11 protein-coding genes and 1 tRNA gene are annotated in these 14,476 nt (G+C 70.3%); 6 read left to right on the top strand and 6 right to left on the bottom strand.

The window, feature by feature from the left end; genetic code table 11:
* Positions 1-110: 110 nt before the first annotated feature.
* Positions 111-2,588 (top strand): ATP-dependent helicase HrpB, encoded by a 2,478-nt coding sequence (gene hrpB, locus E1J50_RS03085; RefSeq protein WP_132250295.1) that lies wholly within the window; start codon positions 111-113, stop codon positions 2,586-2,588.
* A 55-nt stretch (positions 2,589-2,643) separates the two neighbouring features.
* On the opposite strand, the gene cmk is transcribed toward hrpB, so the two are convergent.
* Together cmk and aroA are read right to left on the bottom strand one after the other, a co-directional pair.
* Complete coding sequence (cmk, locus tag E1J50_RS03080; RefSeq protein WP_132250414.1) at positions 2,644-3,270, bottom strand: (d)CMP kinase; 627 nt, start codon at positions 3,268-3,270, stop codon at positions 2,644-2,646.
* An 8-nt stretch (positions 3,271-3,278) separates the two neighbouring features.
* Positions 3,279-4,640, bottom strand: a complete 1,362-nt coding sequence (gene aroA, locus E1J50_RS03075; protein ID WP_132250293.1) for a 3-phosphoshikimate 1-carboxyvinyltransferase — start codon at positions 4,638-4,640, stop codon at positions 3,279-3,281.
* 219 nt (positions 4,641-4,859) lie between these two features.
* Between aroA and E1J50_RS03070 the strand changes: the two genes are divergently transcribed.
* From E1J50_RS03070 to E1J50_RS03055, 4 genes are all read left to right on the top strand, one after another.
* Positions 4,860-5,246 carry a TIGR02300 family protein gene (locus E1J50_RS03070; RefSeq protein WP_132250291.1) on the top strand — a complete coding sequence of 129 codons (387 nt, stop codon included), beginning with the start codon at positions 4,860-4,862 and terminating at the stop codon, positions 5,244-5,246.
* Between the two features lie 188 nt (positions 5,247-5,434).
* A tRNA-Ala gene (locus tag E1J50_RS03065) sits at positions 5,435-5,510 on the top strand.
* A gap of 117 nt (positions 5,511-5,627) precedes the next feature.
* A complete protein-coding gene (locus tag E1J50_RS03060; RefSeq protein WP_245516403.1) occupies positions 5,628-6,233 on the top strand; it encodes a hypothetical protein in 606 nt (201 codons plus the stop codon).
* Positions 6,234-6,406: 173 nt separating this feature from the next.
* Positions 6,407-6,826: a DUF2147 domain-containing protein gene (locus tag E1J50_RS03055; protein ID WP_165937760.1), complete on the top strand. Its 420-nt coding sequence runs from the start codon at positions 6,407-6,409 to the stop codon at positions 6,824-6,826.
* 61 nt (positions 6,827-6,887) lie between these two features.
* Here the strand turns inward: E1J50_RS03055 and alaS are convergent, their stop codons facing one another.
* On the bottom strand, positions 6,888-9,569 hold the full coding sequence (gene alaS, locus E1J50_RS03050) for an alanine--tRNA ligase (protein WP_132250289.1): 2,682 nt from the start codon (positions 9,567-9,569) through the stop codon (positions 6,888-6,890).
* A gap of 191 nt (positions 9,570-9,760) precedes the next feature.
* On the opposite strand from alaS, the gene E1J50_RS03045 reads away from it, so the two are divergent.
* Positions 9,761-10,177 carry an MAPEG family protein gene (locus tag E1J50_RS03045; protein WP_132250287.1) on the top strand — a complete coding sequence of 139 codons (417 nt, stop codon included), beginning with the start codon at positions 9,761-9,763 and terminating at the stop codon, positions 10,175-10,177.
* A 72-nt stretch (positions 10,178-10,249) separates the two neighbouring features.
* Here E1J50_RS03045 and recA read toward each other — a convergent pair whose 3' ends face one another.
* The 3 genes from recA to E1J50_RS03030 form a co-directional block, all read right to left on the bottom strand.
* Complete coding sequence (recA, locus tag E1J50_RS03040; RefSeq protein ID WP_132250285.1) at positions 10,250-11,341, bottom strand: recombinase RecA; 1,092 nt, start codon at positions 11,339-11,341, stop codon at positions 10,250-10,252.
* Positions 11,342-11,507: 166 nt separating this feature from the next.
* Complete coding sequence (cckA, locus tag E1J50_RS03035; RefSeq protein ID WP_132250283.1) at positions 11,508-14,192, bottom strand: cell cycle histidine kinase CckA; 2,685 nt, start codon at positions 14,190-14,192, stop codon at positions 11,508-11,510.
* Between the two features lie 171 nt (positions 14,193-14,363).
* On the bottom strand, positions 14,364-14,476 hold a 113-nt coding region (locus tag E1J50_RS03030), incomplete at its 5' end, for an EscU/YscU/HrcU family type III secretion system export apparatus switch protein (RefSeq protein ID WP_207919140.1).

Genomic DNA, 14,476 nt, shown 5'->3' with positions numbered 1-14,476 from the left:
ATAAATTCCTCTCGGACGTGGCGTGGATCTACAAGTACAAACGTGCATAGTCATAAAGCCCCTCTATTTCTGGTTGCAAAACGTGCCCTGCGGCCGCATGCGCTGGCGTGATGCCCGTCTCTGCAACCTTCGCCGCCGCGCCCTTGCCGATCGACGCCGTGCTGCCCGCCCTGACGGGGGCGCTGCGCGGCCGGAACGCGGCCGTGCTCGTCGCTCCGCCCGGAGCCGGCAAGACCACGCGGGTGCCTCTCGCCCTCCTCGACGAGCCGTGGCTCGCAGGGCGGAAGATCGTGCTCTTGGAGCCGCGTCGCCTCGCGGCCCGCGGGGCGGCGGAGCGGATGGCGTCGACGCTCGGCGAGCGCGTCGGGGACACGGTGGGCTTGCGGGTGCGGCTCGGCTCGAAGATCTCGGCCCGCACCCGCATCGAGGTCGTCACGGAAGGTGTTTTCACGCGCATGATCCTCGACGATCCGGAATTGTCCGGTGTCGGCGCGGTACTGTTCGACGAGTTCCACGAGCGATCGCTCGACGCCGATCTCGGGCTTGCCCTCGCCATCGACGCGCAGGGGGGGCTCCGTGAGGATCTCCGTCTCCTCGTGATGTCGGCGACCCTCGACGGCGCGCGCGTGTCCCGCCTCATCGGCGAGGCGCCGATCCTCGAATCGGAGGGCCGCGCGTATCCCGTCGAGACCCGTTACGCCGATCGCGATCCGAACCGCCGGATCGAGGACGCCATGACGGACGCCATCCTGCGGGCGCTTCGCGCCGATCCCGGCTCCATCCTCGCCTTCCTGCCCGGCCAGGGGGAGATCCGTCGGGTTGCCGAGGCGCTCGCCGGCCGCGTCGGGGCCGAGACCGAGATCGCGCCCCTCTACGGCGCCCTCACCCAGGCCGAGCAGGACCGGGCGGTGGCGCCCGCGCCGCCCGGCCGCCGCAAGGTCGTGCTGGCCACCAGCATCGCCGAAACCTCGCTGACCATCGAGGGCGTGAGGATCGTGGTCGATTCCGGCCTGTCGCGGGTTCCCGTCTACGAGCCCGGCATCGGCCTCACCCGTCTCGTCACGGCCCGGGCGTCGCGCGCTTCCGTCGACCAGCGCCGCGGCCGCGCCGGCCGGACCGAGCCCGGCATCTGCTGGCGCCTCTGGTCGGAGGCGGCGACGAACGCCCTCGACCCGTTCGGGCGCCCCGAGATCCTGGCGGCGGACCTTGCCGGCCTCCTCCTCGACTGCGCCGCCTGGGGCGTCGCGGATCCCGCGACCCTCGCCTTCCTCGACCCGCCTCCGGCGCCTGCCCTCAAGGAAGCGCGGGACATGCTGCGCGCCCTCGCCGCAATCGACGACGACGGGCGCCTGACGCCGGTTGGCGCGCGGCTTCGCGCCCTGCCCCTGCCGCCACGCCTCGCTCGAATGGTGGTGAGCGCGGCCGAGGCCAATCCTGCGCAGGCCGCGGCCGATCTCGCCGCGGTTCTCGTCGAGCGCGGCCTCGGCGGAGATGGCACCGACCTCGCGGAGCGGGTCGACCGATTCCACCGAGAGCGGGGCGGACGCGCCGCCGACATGCGGCGCCTCGCCGAGGGTTGGGCCCGGCAGGCGGGCGCCGGATCCCGGGACGGAGCGGCGCCGGGGACGGGAGCGCTCCTGGCGCTGGCCTATCCCGACCGGATCGCCCGCGCCCGCGGCCGGGACGGCGAGTTCGTGATGGTGAACGGCCGGGCTGGGCGCCTCGATCCCGCCGCCTCCCTCGCCCGCGAGCCCTTCATCGTTGTGGCGGATCTCGCGGGTGCGGCAGCCAATGCGCGCATCCTGTCCGCGGCCGCGATCGACGCCGATACGATCGAGACGCTGTTCGCCGATCGGATCGAGGCCTCAACGAACGTGGTGTTCGATCCCGCCTCGCGTGCCCTGCGTGCGCGCGCAGCCCGGCGTCTCGGTGCGGTCACGCTCGGCGAGCGCACCCTGCCGGTGCCGGCCGACGAGACGAGCGCGGCCATCCTCGCCCGCGGCCTCGGCGAGACCGCACTCGACGCCTTGCCTTGGACGCCGGCACTCCGGCAACTCGTCGCGCGCATCCGCTTTCTGCGCGGTGCCGAGGGCGAAGACTGGCCGGACCTCTCGGACCGGCACCTCGCGCAGAGTGCTGCCGACTGGCTGGCGCCCGCGATCCTCGGGCGGACGAGCCTCGACGCGGTGACGGCCGACGATCTCGGGCGCGCCCTCGACGCGCTCCTGCCCTGGACCCTGCGCGCCCGCCTCGACGCGGAAGCGCCGACCCACGTCACCGTGCCCACGGGTTCACGCGTCCCGATCACCTACGAAGCGGAGGCCGAGCCGGTCCTCGCCGTGCGTGTCCAGGAATTGTTCGGTCTCGACCGGCATCCGGTGATCGGAGGCGGACGCGTTCCCCTCGTCCTGCACCTGCTCTCCCCGGCCTCCCGCCCCATTCAGATTACCCGTGACCTGCCGGGGTTCTGGCGCGGCTCCTGGGCGGCGGTCCGCGCCGAGATGCGCGGGCGATACCCGCGTCACCCCTGGCCGGAGGACCCCTTGAGCGAGGCCCCGACGCGTCGCGCGAAGCCGCGGGGGACCTGAACGCCGCTCGCCCGCCCGGAGATCGCGGCCGGCGCCGGCCGGGCCCGTATCGGTCTCAGTGCGGCCGGCGCCGATCGATCACCTGCTTGGCGGCCTCGAATGCCTCGTCCGCGTCGAGCTCCGTCGTGTCGAGCACCACGGCGTCGGCGGCGGCCTTCAGGGGCGCCGTCGCGCGCGAGGCGTCGCGGGCGTCGCGCGCCTCGATATCGGCGAGGATCACGGCAAGCGTCGTCTCTTCGCCGCGCAGAATCAGCTCGCGGTGGCGGCGGCGGGCGCGCTCAAGGGCCGAGGCCGTGATGAAGAGCTTCACCTGCGCGTCGGGACAGACCACCGTGCCGATGTCGCGTCCGTCTAGTACGGCCCCGACCGCGTTCCCGGCGAAGCGCTGCTGCCAAGCGAGGAGCGCCGCGCGCACGGCCGGCACCGCCGAGATGCGCGAGGCGGCCTCGCCCATGGCGCGCTCGCGAAGTCGCGGATCTGCGAGCCTGTCCGCGATCAGCGAGGCGGCGGCGTGGGCGGCCGCAGCCTCGTCGTCGAGGGCGCGCCCTGCATCGAGCATCGCCAGCGCGACGGCGCGGTAAAGAAGGCCGGTATCGAGGTGGGGCAGCCCGTAATGAGCGGCGAGGCGCTTGGCGAGCGTACCCTTGCCCGACGCGGCCGGCCCGTCGATCGCGATCACCATCGGTCCGCTCACGCCACGACCTCTCCGCGGACCTCGGCCCCGAGCCCCCTCATCGTCGGCAGGAAGCTCGGGAAGCTCGTGGCAATCATGGCACCGTCATCGACCGTTACGGCTTCGCGGGTGGCGAGGCCGAGAACCAGGAAGGCCATGGCGATGCGGTGGTCGAGATGCGTCGCCACCTTGCCGCCGCCCTTCGGGGGGAGGCCGTCGCCGGTGACGATGAGGTCGTCGCCCTCGATCGCGTAGGCAATGCCGTTCTGCGCAAGCCCGTCGGCCACCGCGGCGAGGCGGTCGGATTCCTTCACCCTCAGCTCGTGGAGCCCGTTCATCCGGGTCGGGCCATCGGCAAAGGCCGCCGCCACGGCCAGAATGGGATATTCGTCGATCATCGCGGGCGCGCGCTCGGCCGGCACATCGACGCCCTTCAGGCGGCTCGCGCGCACGCGCAGATCGGCGACCGTCTCGCCGCCCTCCTCGCGCTCGTCGAGCCGCTCGATCTCCGCGCCCATCTCGAGGAGGGTAGTGATGAGGCCGGTCCGCAGCGGGTTCATCATGACGCCGCGGATGGTCACGTCCGAGCCCGGCACGATCAGGGCCGCGACGAGCGGGAAGGCCGCAGACGACGGGTCGGCCGGCACCACGACGTCGGTGCCGCGGAGTGTCGGCTGGCCGGTCAACGCCACGGCGCGCCCATGCCCGCCCGGCCCGTGTGGGGTCACCGCGACCTCGGCCCCGAACAGGCGCAGCATCCGCTCCGTGTGATCGCGCGTGGCCTCGCGCTCGATCACCGTGGTGACGCCCGGCGCGTTGAGGGCGGCGAGCAGCACGGCCGACTTGATCTGCGCCGAGGCTGCGGGCGTCTCGTACGTGATCGGGATCGCCTCGCGCGGGCCGCGCAGGGTCAGTGGCACGCGGCCGCCCTCCGCCTCGCCCAGCACCTCGGTGCCCATGCGCACCAGCGGGTCGAGGATCCGCCGCATCGGCCGCTTCCGCAGCGAAGCGTCGCCGTCGAAGGTGGCGGTCACGGGCTGCCCGCCGACGACGCCCATGATCAGTCGCGAGCCTGTGCCGGCATTGCCGAAATCGAGCGTCTCGGCCGGGTCACTCATGCCGCCGATGCCGACGCCGCGCACGAGCCAGCGTCCCTCGCCGAGGCGCTCCATGCCGGCGCCGAGCGCGCGTGCGGCAGCGGCGGTTCGGAGCACGTCGTCGCCCTCGAGCAGGCCCTCGACGCGTGTCTCGCCGATCGAGAGAAGGCCGAGGATCATCGCCCGATGCGAGATCGACTTGTCGCCCGGCGGCCGGAGCGAGCCCGTCAGGGGCTTGCCCGGAGCGGCGGTGAGGGGCTGTGGCTCGGAATCGTGGGACACGGGTATCGGCCTCGCTGGAGGGCGGTGGCGGGCCGTTATCATGCGCGCCGCCCGGCGTCATCCGGCAGGTTCTGCGCGCGGCTCCGAACAACGCCGGGTCGCTCGCGAAAATCCAGCGAAGCCCCGCGGGCGCCTCGGGAAACGGCCCCATTTGACACGGGCGCGCCGCGCGACTAACGGGGCCCCTCTTCCAGACCCCACCGTCAGAGGTTTTCGCCCGTGGCCAGACCGGAACTCGGCATCAAGCGCCAATGCATGAGCTGCGGCGCGAAATTCTACGATCTCGACCGCGATCCCGCGATCTGCCCGAAATGCGGCACTGTCTATCAGGCCGTCGCCACGAGCCGCGTCGCCGCCCCGGCGCTCGCCGCCCGCTCGACCGACGAGGATGACGACGCGGAAGAGAAGAGCGGCCCGGAGATGGTCTCCCTCGACGAGGTCGAAGCGGCCGAGGACGAAGCCGACACCACGACGGACGACGATTCCAGCGACGACGCGGATGCGGGGGACAGCGACGACGATACGTTCCTCGAGGAGGAGGATACGGGCGATGACGACGTCTCCGACCTGATCGACGGCGACATCGAGAACGACGAGGAGAGCTGAGGCGGGCCGGCCCCGCGCCCCTCTCCCCGCACCCTGAGGCGGCCGGCGAAAAACGGCTCCGCTCGGTGAAAAAAGGGGTTGAGTCCGGGCCGGGAGCCGCCTATAGAACCGGCCTCGCCGGCGGGCTCTACGGACCCGGCGGCGAGACGAACTCCGCGGGCGTTTCCAGCCGCCGCGGTGGATAGAGTGGGGCCTTAGCTCAGCTGGGAGAGCGCTTCCATGGCATGGAAGAGGTCATCGGTTCGATCCCGTTAGGCTCCACCATCCCCTCCTTCTCGACGAATTCCTGAACCTGGATCTTTTCGCCGACAGCTTCTATCGCGGTGCATCATCACCTGCGAAGGTACGCGCGTGAGACGGGCTGCCTATATCCGAGCTGCGATGGCGATGCTTGTTCCGGCCGTTCCCGTCCATGCCGAGGCGCCCGGTGCGTCGTCGGACGAGGTGGTCCGACCCACTCCCGACGCGGCTGAGGCGGCGATCCTGATCGAGACGCTGAAAGCCCGGCTGCTCACCGGTCCGAGCGCCACCTCCGTCCTGGAGGCTTGGTGCGCGGAGCGCGGACTCGCGGCGGAGCCGCGGCTCGTCGCGCGCCGGGAAAGCGGGCCGGAGAAGCCGTTGAGCGCGGCGCAGGCCCGGCGCCTCGACCTCGCGCCCGGCGAGCCCGTGCGCTACCGCCGCGTCAGGCTCACCTGCGGCGAGCACGTGCTCTCCGAGGCCGACAATTGGTACGTACCAGGCCGCCTCACGGCCGCGATGAACGCCCGGCTCGCCGACAGCGACACGCCGTTCGGACGCGTGGTGCGGCCGCTGAGCCCGAGTCGGCGTAATCTGGGGGTCCGCGTGATCTGGCAGGCTGCCTTCGGGCGGGTGCCCGGGCCGGACGAGGCGCTCTTCGCCGTGGAGGCCGTGCTCTCGACCGGCGACGGCGTCCCGTTCTGCGAGGTCGCCGAGACCTACCGGGGTGCCGTCCTCGGACGCCGCTGAGGCATCGGCCTCACCTGCACGTGCATACCGGAAGTCCGAAAACCGTCGCCGAGCCCTCCGCAACGCGATTGCGCCACCGGGCGCCGATCTTGCCGGGGCACTCTTGCCGAAGCCAGACCGGGAACGCTAAAGCTCGACGAAGGTCCATAAGGATACCAACGGGAGGAACCACCATGACGATGCCTCGCGCGCCGCGCCTCATCCCCACCCTCCTGCTCGGTTTCCTTGCTCTCGCACCGGCCGCTCAGGCCGCCCCCGATGCCACCGGCGTCTGGCTGACGGAGACGGGGGATTCGAAGGTGCGGCTCAGCCGCTGCGGCGGCGGCATGTGCGGCACGATCGTCAGCACGTCGGGCAAGGGCATCGACGAGAACAACCCGAACCCCGCGCTGCGCAGCCGCAGCGTCGTGGGCGTTCAGATCGTCAACGCGACGACGCCGACCGCGGACGGCTACGAAGGCACGCTCTACAATCCGAAGGACGGGAAGACCTATTCCGGGAGCCTGAAGGTGACCGGCCCGAGCACCCTCGAGGTCGCAGGCTGCGTGATGAGCGTGTTCTGCAAGCGCCAGACCTGGAAGCGGGTGAACTGAGGCGCCATCACCCACACAAGCAATCGTCGGCCCCGGCTGCGGAAGCCGGGGCCGGGAACCGTCAGGCCGCCGCGGCGAGAGCGTCCGCGATGGCGGCGAGCGCCGCCTCCGCGCCCGCCCCGTTGGGGCCGCCAGCCTGGGCCATGTCCCGGCGTCCGCCGCCGCCCTTTCCGCCGAGGTGACCGGCGCCGGCCCGCACCAACCCGACCGCGTCGTAGCGTTCCGTCAGATCCTCGGTGATGCCGACGACGAGGCCGGCCTTGCCGTCCGCGGCGACGCCGACGATCGCGACGATGCCGGAGCCGAGGCGGCTCTTGCCCTCGTCGGCGAGGCTCTTGAGATCGCGCATCTCGACGCCCTCGACCACGCGGGCCATCAGCTTGACGCCGTTGACCTCGCGGGCCGCATCATCGCCCTGATTGCTGCCGCCCATGGCGAGCTTCTTGCGGGTCTCGGAGAGCTCCCGCTCCAGGCGGCGGCGGTCCTCCATCAGTGCGGAGAGCCGCTCGGCCGCGTCAGCGACCGGCGCCTTCAGGAGGCCGGCCAGCGCACCCAAGGCGCGGCTCTCCTCGGCGCGGTGACGGCGCGCGGCATTGCCCGTCATCGCCTCGATGCGACGGACGCCGGCGCCGACCGCGCTCTCGCCCACCACCGTGATCTGGCCGATGTCGCCGGTGCGGGCGGCGTGCGTGCCGCCGCAGAGCTCGATCGAGAAGTTCGGCAGGCGTCCGCCCTCGGTCTCGATGCCGGCATCGTCCACGGGCCGGCCCATCGAGACCACCCGCACCTCGTCGCCGTACTTCTCGCCGAACAGGGCGCGGGCCCCCGACTCGATCGCCTCGTCGACCGCCATCAGCTTGGTGACGACGGGCGCGTTCTGCAGGAGAACGGCGTTCGCGATATCCTCGACGGCGCGGAGCTCGGCCTCCTCCATCGGCTTCGGATGGCTGAAGTCGAAGCGCAGACGCTCTGGCGAGACGAGCGACCCCTTCTGGGCGACGTGGTCGCCGAGCACTTGGCGCAGCGCCTCGTGCAGCAGATGGGTCGCCGAGTGGTTGGCACGGATCGCGCTGCGCCGGGCGTGCTCCACCTGCAACTCGACGGCCTGACCTAGAGCGAGGCTGCCCTCCTCGACGGTTACGTGGTGGACGAAGAGGTCGCCGAGCTTCTTCTCGGTGCCGGTGACGCGCGCCTTCAGGCCGGCCGCGACGATGAGGCCGGTATCGCCGACTTGGCCGCCCGATTCCGCGTAGAACGGCGTCTGGTTCAGGAGGACGAGACCGCTCTCGCCGGCCTTCAGCGTCTCGATCTCGGCGCCCTCGCGCAGAAGGGCGGTCACGATGCCCTCGGCGGTCTCGGTCTCGTAGCCGAGGAACTCAGTCGCGCCGACCCGCTCCCGGATCGCGAACCAGACCGTTTCGGTCGCGGCCTCACCCGAGCCCGACCAGGCGGCGCGCGCCGCCTGCCGCTGACGCTCCATCGCCGCGTTGAAGGCTGCGGTGTCGACGCCGATGCCGCGGTTCTTGAGGGCGTCCTGCGTCAGGTCGAGGGGGAAGCCGTAGGTGTCGTAGAGGGTGAAGGCCGTCTCGCCCGAGAGGTTCTGGCCTTCCGTCAGATCGCGGCTCTCCGCGTCGAGGATGGCGAGGCCCCGCTCCAGCGTGCGCCGGAACCGCGTCTCCTCAAGCCGCAGCGTCTCGGAGATCAGGCTCTCGGCCCGCATCAGCTCGGTGTAGGTCGGGCCCATCTCGCGCACCAGCGTCGGCACGAGGCGATACATGACCGGCTCGCGGGCGCCGAGGAGCTCGAGATGGCGCATCGCCCGGCGCATGATCCGCCGCAGCACGTAGCCGCGGCCCTCGTTCGAGGGCAGCACCCCGTCCGCGATCAGGAAGGAGGTCGAGCGCAGGTGGTCCGACACGACCTTGTAGGAGGCCGCGGTCTCAGGCGTCGGCGCGCGGCTGACGGCATGGGCCACTGCATCGATCAGGGCGCGGAACAGGTCGGTCTCGTAGATCGTCGGAACGCCTTGGAGGATCGACGCCATGCGCTCCAGGCCCATGCCGGTGTCGATCGAGGGCCGCGGCAGCGGCTGGCGCTCGCCCGGCGTCACCTGATCGTACTGCATGAAGACGAGGTTCCAGAATTCCAGGAACCGGTCGCCGTCCTCGTCGGGGGAGCCGGGCGGGCCGCCCGCGAAGCCCGGCCCGCGGTCGATGAAGATCTCCGAGCAGGGACCGCAGGGGCCGGTATCGCCCATCTGCCAGAAATTGTCGGAGGTGCCGATGCGGATGATCTTGTCGTCCGAGAAGCCGGCGATCTTCCGCCACAGACCGGCCGCCTCGTCGTCGTCCGCGTAGACGGTGACGAGCAGAGTCTCGGGCGAGAGACCGAACTCCTTGGTGATCAGAGTCCAGGCGAGTTCGATCGCCTCGGCTTTGAAGTAGTCTCCGAAGGAGAAATTCCCCAGCATCTCGAAGAAGGTCAGGTGCCGCGCCGTGTAGCCGACATTGTCGAGGTCGTTGTGCTTGCCACCCGCGCGGACACATTTCTGCGCCGTGGTCGCCTTGGTGTAGGGCCGCTTCTCGACGCCCGTGAAGACGTTCTTGAACTGCACCATGCCGGCGTTCGTGAACATCAGCGTCGGGTCGTTCTTCGGCACGAGCGAGGAGGAGGGCAGCACGGCGTGGCCCGCCTTCGCGAAGGTGTCGAGGAAGGTCGACCGGATCTCGTTGACGCCGCTCATCGAAATAGACTCTGTCCTGATCGGATCCTGCGCCACGCGCCTCACGGCGAAGCCTGGCTATCGTTCTTCGTCCTCATAAGGAGAGGCGCGGCGCAAGTCACGGGTGGTTTCTCGCGAGCGGTTTCGTGCCGGGGCTGCCTCGGGCTAGGAACGGCCGAGGTTCCACACATTTCCCGCCGAGGGTCCCGCCCATGCCGATCGAAGTCCGCCTTCTCGCCGTCGCCTGCCTGCTCGGCCTCGTCCACATCGTGGCGGCCTCCGCGAGCGGGCTGAGGCAGCGCGGCGGCCTCGCCTGGGCGGCGAGCAACCGGGAAGGCAAGGCGCCGGAAGTGACCGGCGCGGCCGCGCGTCTCGAGAAAGCGTCCAAGAACTTCTTCGAGACCTTCCCGATCTTCGCCGCCCTCGTCCTCGCCTGCGCCGTCATCGGGCGGCACAACACGGCCGTAATCGCCGGGGCCTACCTCTACGTGATCGGCCGGGCCGCCTACCTGCCCATCTTCGCGTTCGGCATTCCCGTCATGCGCACGCTCGCCTGGGGCGTGTCGATGCTCGGCATCCTGCTGGTGCTCTGGGGCCTGTTTCTCAAGATCCTGCCCTTCGGCGGTTGACGCGAACGTGATGAGGCCCGCCGCGATCTCTCGCGGCGGGCCTCGGGATCCGTCCGGCGTAGCCTGCTGAGATCAGGCCTCGCCCTCGTCGAGATCGTCGGCGGTGGGTGTCGCGTTCTCGAGGATCCGCTCCGCGACCAGGCCGGAATTCTGGCGGATCGACGTCTCGATCTTGGCCGCGATATCCGGATTGTCGCGCAGGAAGCCCTTGGCGTTCTCGCGGCCCTGGCCGAGCCGCTGGCTCGCGTGAGAGAACCACGCGCCCGACTTCTCGACGATGCCGGCCTTCACGCCGAGGTCGATGAGTTCGCCGACCTTCGAAACGCCCTCGCCGAACATGATGTCGAACTCGACCTGCTTGAAGGGCGGCGCGACCTTGTTCTTCACGACCTTCACGCGGACTTGGTTGCCGATCGCCTCGTCGCGGTCCTTCAGCGTCGAGATGCGTCGGATGTCGAGCCGCACCGAGGCGTAGAACTTCAGCGCGTTGCCGCCCGTGGTGGTCTCGGGGCTTCCGTACATCACGCCGATCTTCATCCGGATCTGGTTGATGAAGATGACCATGCAGTTCGAGCGCGAGATCGAGCCCGTCAGCTTGCGCAGGGCCTGGCTCATCAGGCGGGCCTGCAGGCCGGGCTGCGACTCGCCCATCTCACCCTCGATCTCGGCCCGAGGCGTCAGCGCGGCCACGGAATCGACGACGAGCACGTCGATGGCGCCCGAGCGGACGAGGGTGTCGGTGATCTCGAGCGCCTGCTCGCCGGTATCGGGCTGCGAGATCAGGAGGTCGTCGAGGTTCACGCCGAGCTTGCGTGCGTAGACGGGATCGAGGGCGTGCTCCGCGTCGACGAAGGCGCAGACACCGCCCTTCTTCTGGGCCTCGGCGATGGTGTGGAGCGCGAGCGTGGTCTTGCCCGACGATTCAGGGCCGTAGATCTCGATCACGCGCCCGCGCGGCAGGCCGCCGACGCCGAGCGCGATGTCGAGGCCGAGCGAGCCGGTCGAGATGGTCTCGACCTCCTGCACCTTGTCGGTCTTGCCGAGGCGCATGATCGAGCCCTTGCCGAAGGCGCGCTCGATCTGGGACAGCGCGGCGTCGATCGCCTTGGCCTTGTCCTTATCCATGCTCGGAGTGTCCACCACTTTCAGTGCGGCCTGGGCCATGCGTCGGCATCCTTATGCGTGGAAAGGGCGCGGTTCTCAATGCGCCCGGTTGCCGATTTATGTACCTGTTTTGTTCTCATCTCGCAAGGGAGAGCACTTCCGTTCACCCGCATTTCTCACGGTGTTGCGGGAGGTCGGCCTCCCGAGCTGAGACCCGTGCCGGCCTTCACGCCGACATCGTCTTCTTCACGGTCTCGACGAGTTGCTTCAGGCTGAAAGGCTTGGCCAGGAAGTTGAAGGCCTCGCCCTCCGGCAGATTCTTGCGGAAGGCGTCCTCGGCGTAGCCGGAGACGAAGATGACCTTCAGGCCGGGCTTGTGCTTCCGGATCTCTCGCAGCAGGGTCGGCCCGTCCATCTCCGGCATGACGACGTCGGACACGACGAGATCGATCTCACTCGCGCCCTCCTCCACGATCCGCATCGCCTCGGCACCCGAGGCGGCCTCCAGCACCGTGTAGCCGCGGGCCGATAGCGCCCGGCTGTTGACGGCCCGGACGGGGTCCTCGTCCTCGACGAGGAGGATGGTTCCCTGACCGGTGTGGTCGGCGGACGGCTTGCGCACCTCCTTCGGCACCGCCGGCGCGGCCTCGGCCGGCTCGGCCGGTGCCGTTCCGACCGCGTCGGACGTGGCTGCCTGACCCGGCGGAACGAGCTTGGCGGAGGGGCTCGCGATGGCGATCGGCTCCGGGGCCGCCTCCTCGGCGGGCTCGTGGCGCGGCAGGTAGATCCGGAAGGCGGTGCCCTCCCCCACGGTCGACTGGACGTCGATCGTGCCACCGCTCTGTTTGACGATGCCGAACACCGTCGAGAGACCGAGGCCCGTGCCCTTGCCGATGTCCTTCGTCGTGAAGAACGGCTCGAAGATCTTCTCCATCAGCTCGGGCGGAATGCCTTCGCCCGTATCGAGCACCTCGATCAGAACGTGGTCTCCGGCCGGCGCGCCGCCGCGCGCATCCGCTTCGGCCTGACCCGGCACGTTCGCCGTTCGCACGAGCAGGCGGCCGCCATTGGGCATGGCATCGCGGGCGTTGACCGCGAGGTTCACGATCACTTGCTCGAACTGGTTTACGTCGGCCTTGACCGGCCAGATGTCGCGGCCGTGCTTCAATTCGAGGTCGACGCGCTCGCCCAGGAGGCGCTTGAGCAGGAGCGTCAGCTCGGAGAGGGATTCGCCGACATTCATTACCTCGGGCCGCAGGGTCTGGCGGCGGGAGAACGCGAGGAGCTGGCGCACGAGGCCGGCCGCCCGGTTCGCGTTCTGCTTGATCTGCATGATGTCCTGGAAGGCGGGATCGGTCGGCTTGTGACTCGCCAGAAGCAGGTCCGAGTAGCCGATGATCGCCTGGAGGACGTTGTTGAAGTCGTGCGCGATGCCGCCGGCGAGCTGGCCGACCGTGTCCATCTTCTGGGTCTGCGCGACCTGCTGTTCGAGCTGACGCTGAGCGGTGGTGTCGAGGGCGTAGAGGATCACACGCTCGCGATCGGCTTCGTCGAGGCTCTGGTCGGCGGCGGCGCCCTCGCCGCCCGCCGGGCTGAGCCAGACGCGCGCCGACCGATTGCCCGCACCCTGCAGCGCGACCTCGATCGGCTGCACGTCGCTGAGGCCGCTCGCCGCCTTGGCCAGAGCGGCCTCGAGCGCCGCGCGGTCGCGCTCCGTCACGGTCTCGCCCATGCTCGGCTCGGGACCCGCCTCGGCCGCCCCGACCTCGATCGCCTGCCGGGGCATGGCCCCGAAGAGCCTGGCGAAGGAGGCGTTCGCCCGTGCGATCCTGCCCGTCCGGTCGAGGGTCGCGATGGCGATCGGCGAATTGTTGAGGAAGCGGGCGAGCCGCACCTCGGCCGCCCGCTGCGGCTCGTCGAACTCGGCGCCGGCCGAGCGGTTGATGACGAAGGTGCGCGAGGAACCGGGCTTGCCGTCCTTGCCGAAGGCGACCCGGTGATAGAGGCGCGCGGGGAGCGAGTGACCGTTGCGCCGACGCAGGTCGAGATCGAACCGGTCGGTACGAACCTCGCCGGGCATGCCCGCGGCACTCGTCAGGACGTCGGCGCCGGGCGCGATCTCCGACAGGTGGGGACCGCCGGGACCGACGGTGGCGAGGTCGTAGCCGAGCCAGGAGGCAAGCGTCGCGTTCATGTAGACGATCGAGCCGGCCGGATCGATCGAGAGGAAGCCCGCCGGCGCGTGGTCGAGATAGTCGATCGCGTGCTGAAGTTCCTGGAAGACGTTCTCCTGCCGCTCGCGCTCATGCGTGATGTCGCCGACGGTCCACAGGGAGGATTGCCGGCGCGGACGGCTCAACGCCCGGACCGAGATGCGGAACCACGCGAATTCCCGCTCCGCCGTGCCGCTCGGCGGCGGCGCCATCCGGATCTCCTCCGTGTGGCTGCGGCCCTCGCGCGCCGCTTGCGCGAGGCGATAGACGGCCTCCGAGACCTCCGGCGAACCCACGAAGATCCGCTCCACCGAGCGCAGGTTCGAGAAATTGTCGCCGCCGGCGATCCGCAGATACGCCTCGTTGGCGTAGATCAGGCGTCCGCCCTCCTCGACCACCACGGCCGCCTCCGGTGCCGCGTCCACGATCGCCTTGGTGATGTCGTCGCGCGCGCCCTGCCCGCTCAGCTGGATCGCGCCGATGGCGAGCGCGAACAGGAAGAACACGCCGGCCATGGCCAGCAGCGCCAGCAGCCACACGATCAGGGACTGCGCCTGCTCGTTGGCGACGAACGAGAGGCCGATCGCGGCGCCGACGAGCAGGCCCGCCAGGACGAGGAGGAGCCCGACGCGGCCCGGACGCTCGGACCGGTCGATCGAGCCCGACACGGGCGCCGGTGATCCCATCAGCTCAGCCATCAGGCCTCAATCCACCCGTACGCGAACCGGTTACGCCCGAGCCTCCCCGGGCAGCAAGGGATTTGTCTCCGGAAGCTGCGGCGGACTTTCCCGAATAAAGGTGGACAAACAGTGGCTTTTCGGGATCGGCCGGCACGAATCACGTCCATAGCGGATCGGCATCCATCGCGGTCAGGCGGCGCGGCGGCGCAACCTCAGAACGAAGCCGATCACCTCGGCCACGGCCTTGTAGTGCTCGGCCGGGATCTCGTCATCGATGTCCACGGTGGCATGCAGCGCGCGCG

Origin of the sequence: Methylobacterium segetis (genome assembly GCF_004348265.1) — a bacterium.
Taxonomy (GTDB): domain Bacteria; phylum Pseudomonadota; class Alphaproteobacteria; order Rhizobiales; family Beijerinckiaceae; genus Methylobacterium; species Methylobacterium segetis.
Note: the sequence above shows the minus strand (reverse complement) of the source record. Positions and strands in the feature narration are given on the sequence as shown.

What these genes read in the sequence shown, in the direction of transcription:
- cckA (WP_132250283.1), bottom strand. Translation starts at nt 14,192, where the DNA reads ATGGCTGAGCTGATGGGATCACCGGCGCCCGTGTCGGGCTCGATCGAC.
- E1J50_RS03045 (WP_132250287.1), top strand. Translation starts at nt 9,761, where the DNA reads ATGCCGATCGAAGTCCGCCTTCTCGCCGTCGCCTGCCTGCTCGGCCTC.
- E1J50_RS03060 (WP_245516403.1), top strand. Translation starts at nt 5,628, where the DNA reads ATGGCGATGCTTGTTCCGGCCGTTCCCGTCCATGCCGAGGCGCCCGGT.
- recA (WP_132250285.1), bottom strand. Translation starts at nt 11,341, where the DNA reads ATGGCCCAGGCCGCACTGAAAGTGGTGGACACTCCGAGCATGGATAAG.
- hrpB (WP_132250295.1), top strand. Translation starts at nt 111, where the DNA reads ATGCCCGTCTCTGCAACCTTCGCCGCCGCGCCCTTGCCGATCGACGCC.
- alaS (WP_132250289.1), bottom strand. Translation starts at nt 9,569, where the DNA reads ATGAGCGGCGTCAACGAGATCCGGTCGACCTTCCTCGACACCTTCGCG.
- E1J50_RS03055 (WP_165937760.1), top strand. Translation starts at nt 6,407, where the DNA reads ATGACGATGCCTCGCGCGCCGCGCCTCATCCCCACCCTCCTGCTCGGT.
- cmk (WP_132250414.1), bottom strand. Translation starts at nt 3,270, where the DNA reads ATGGTGATCGCGATCGACGGGCCGGCCGCGTCGGGCAAGGGTACGCTC.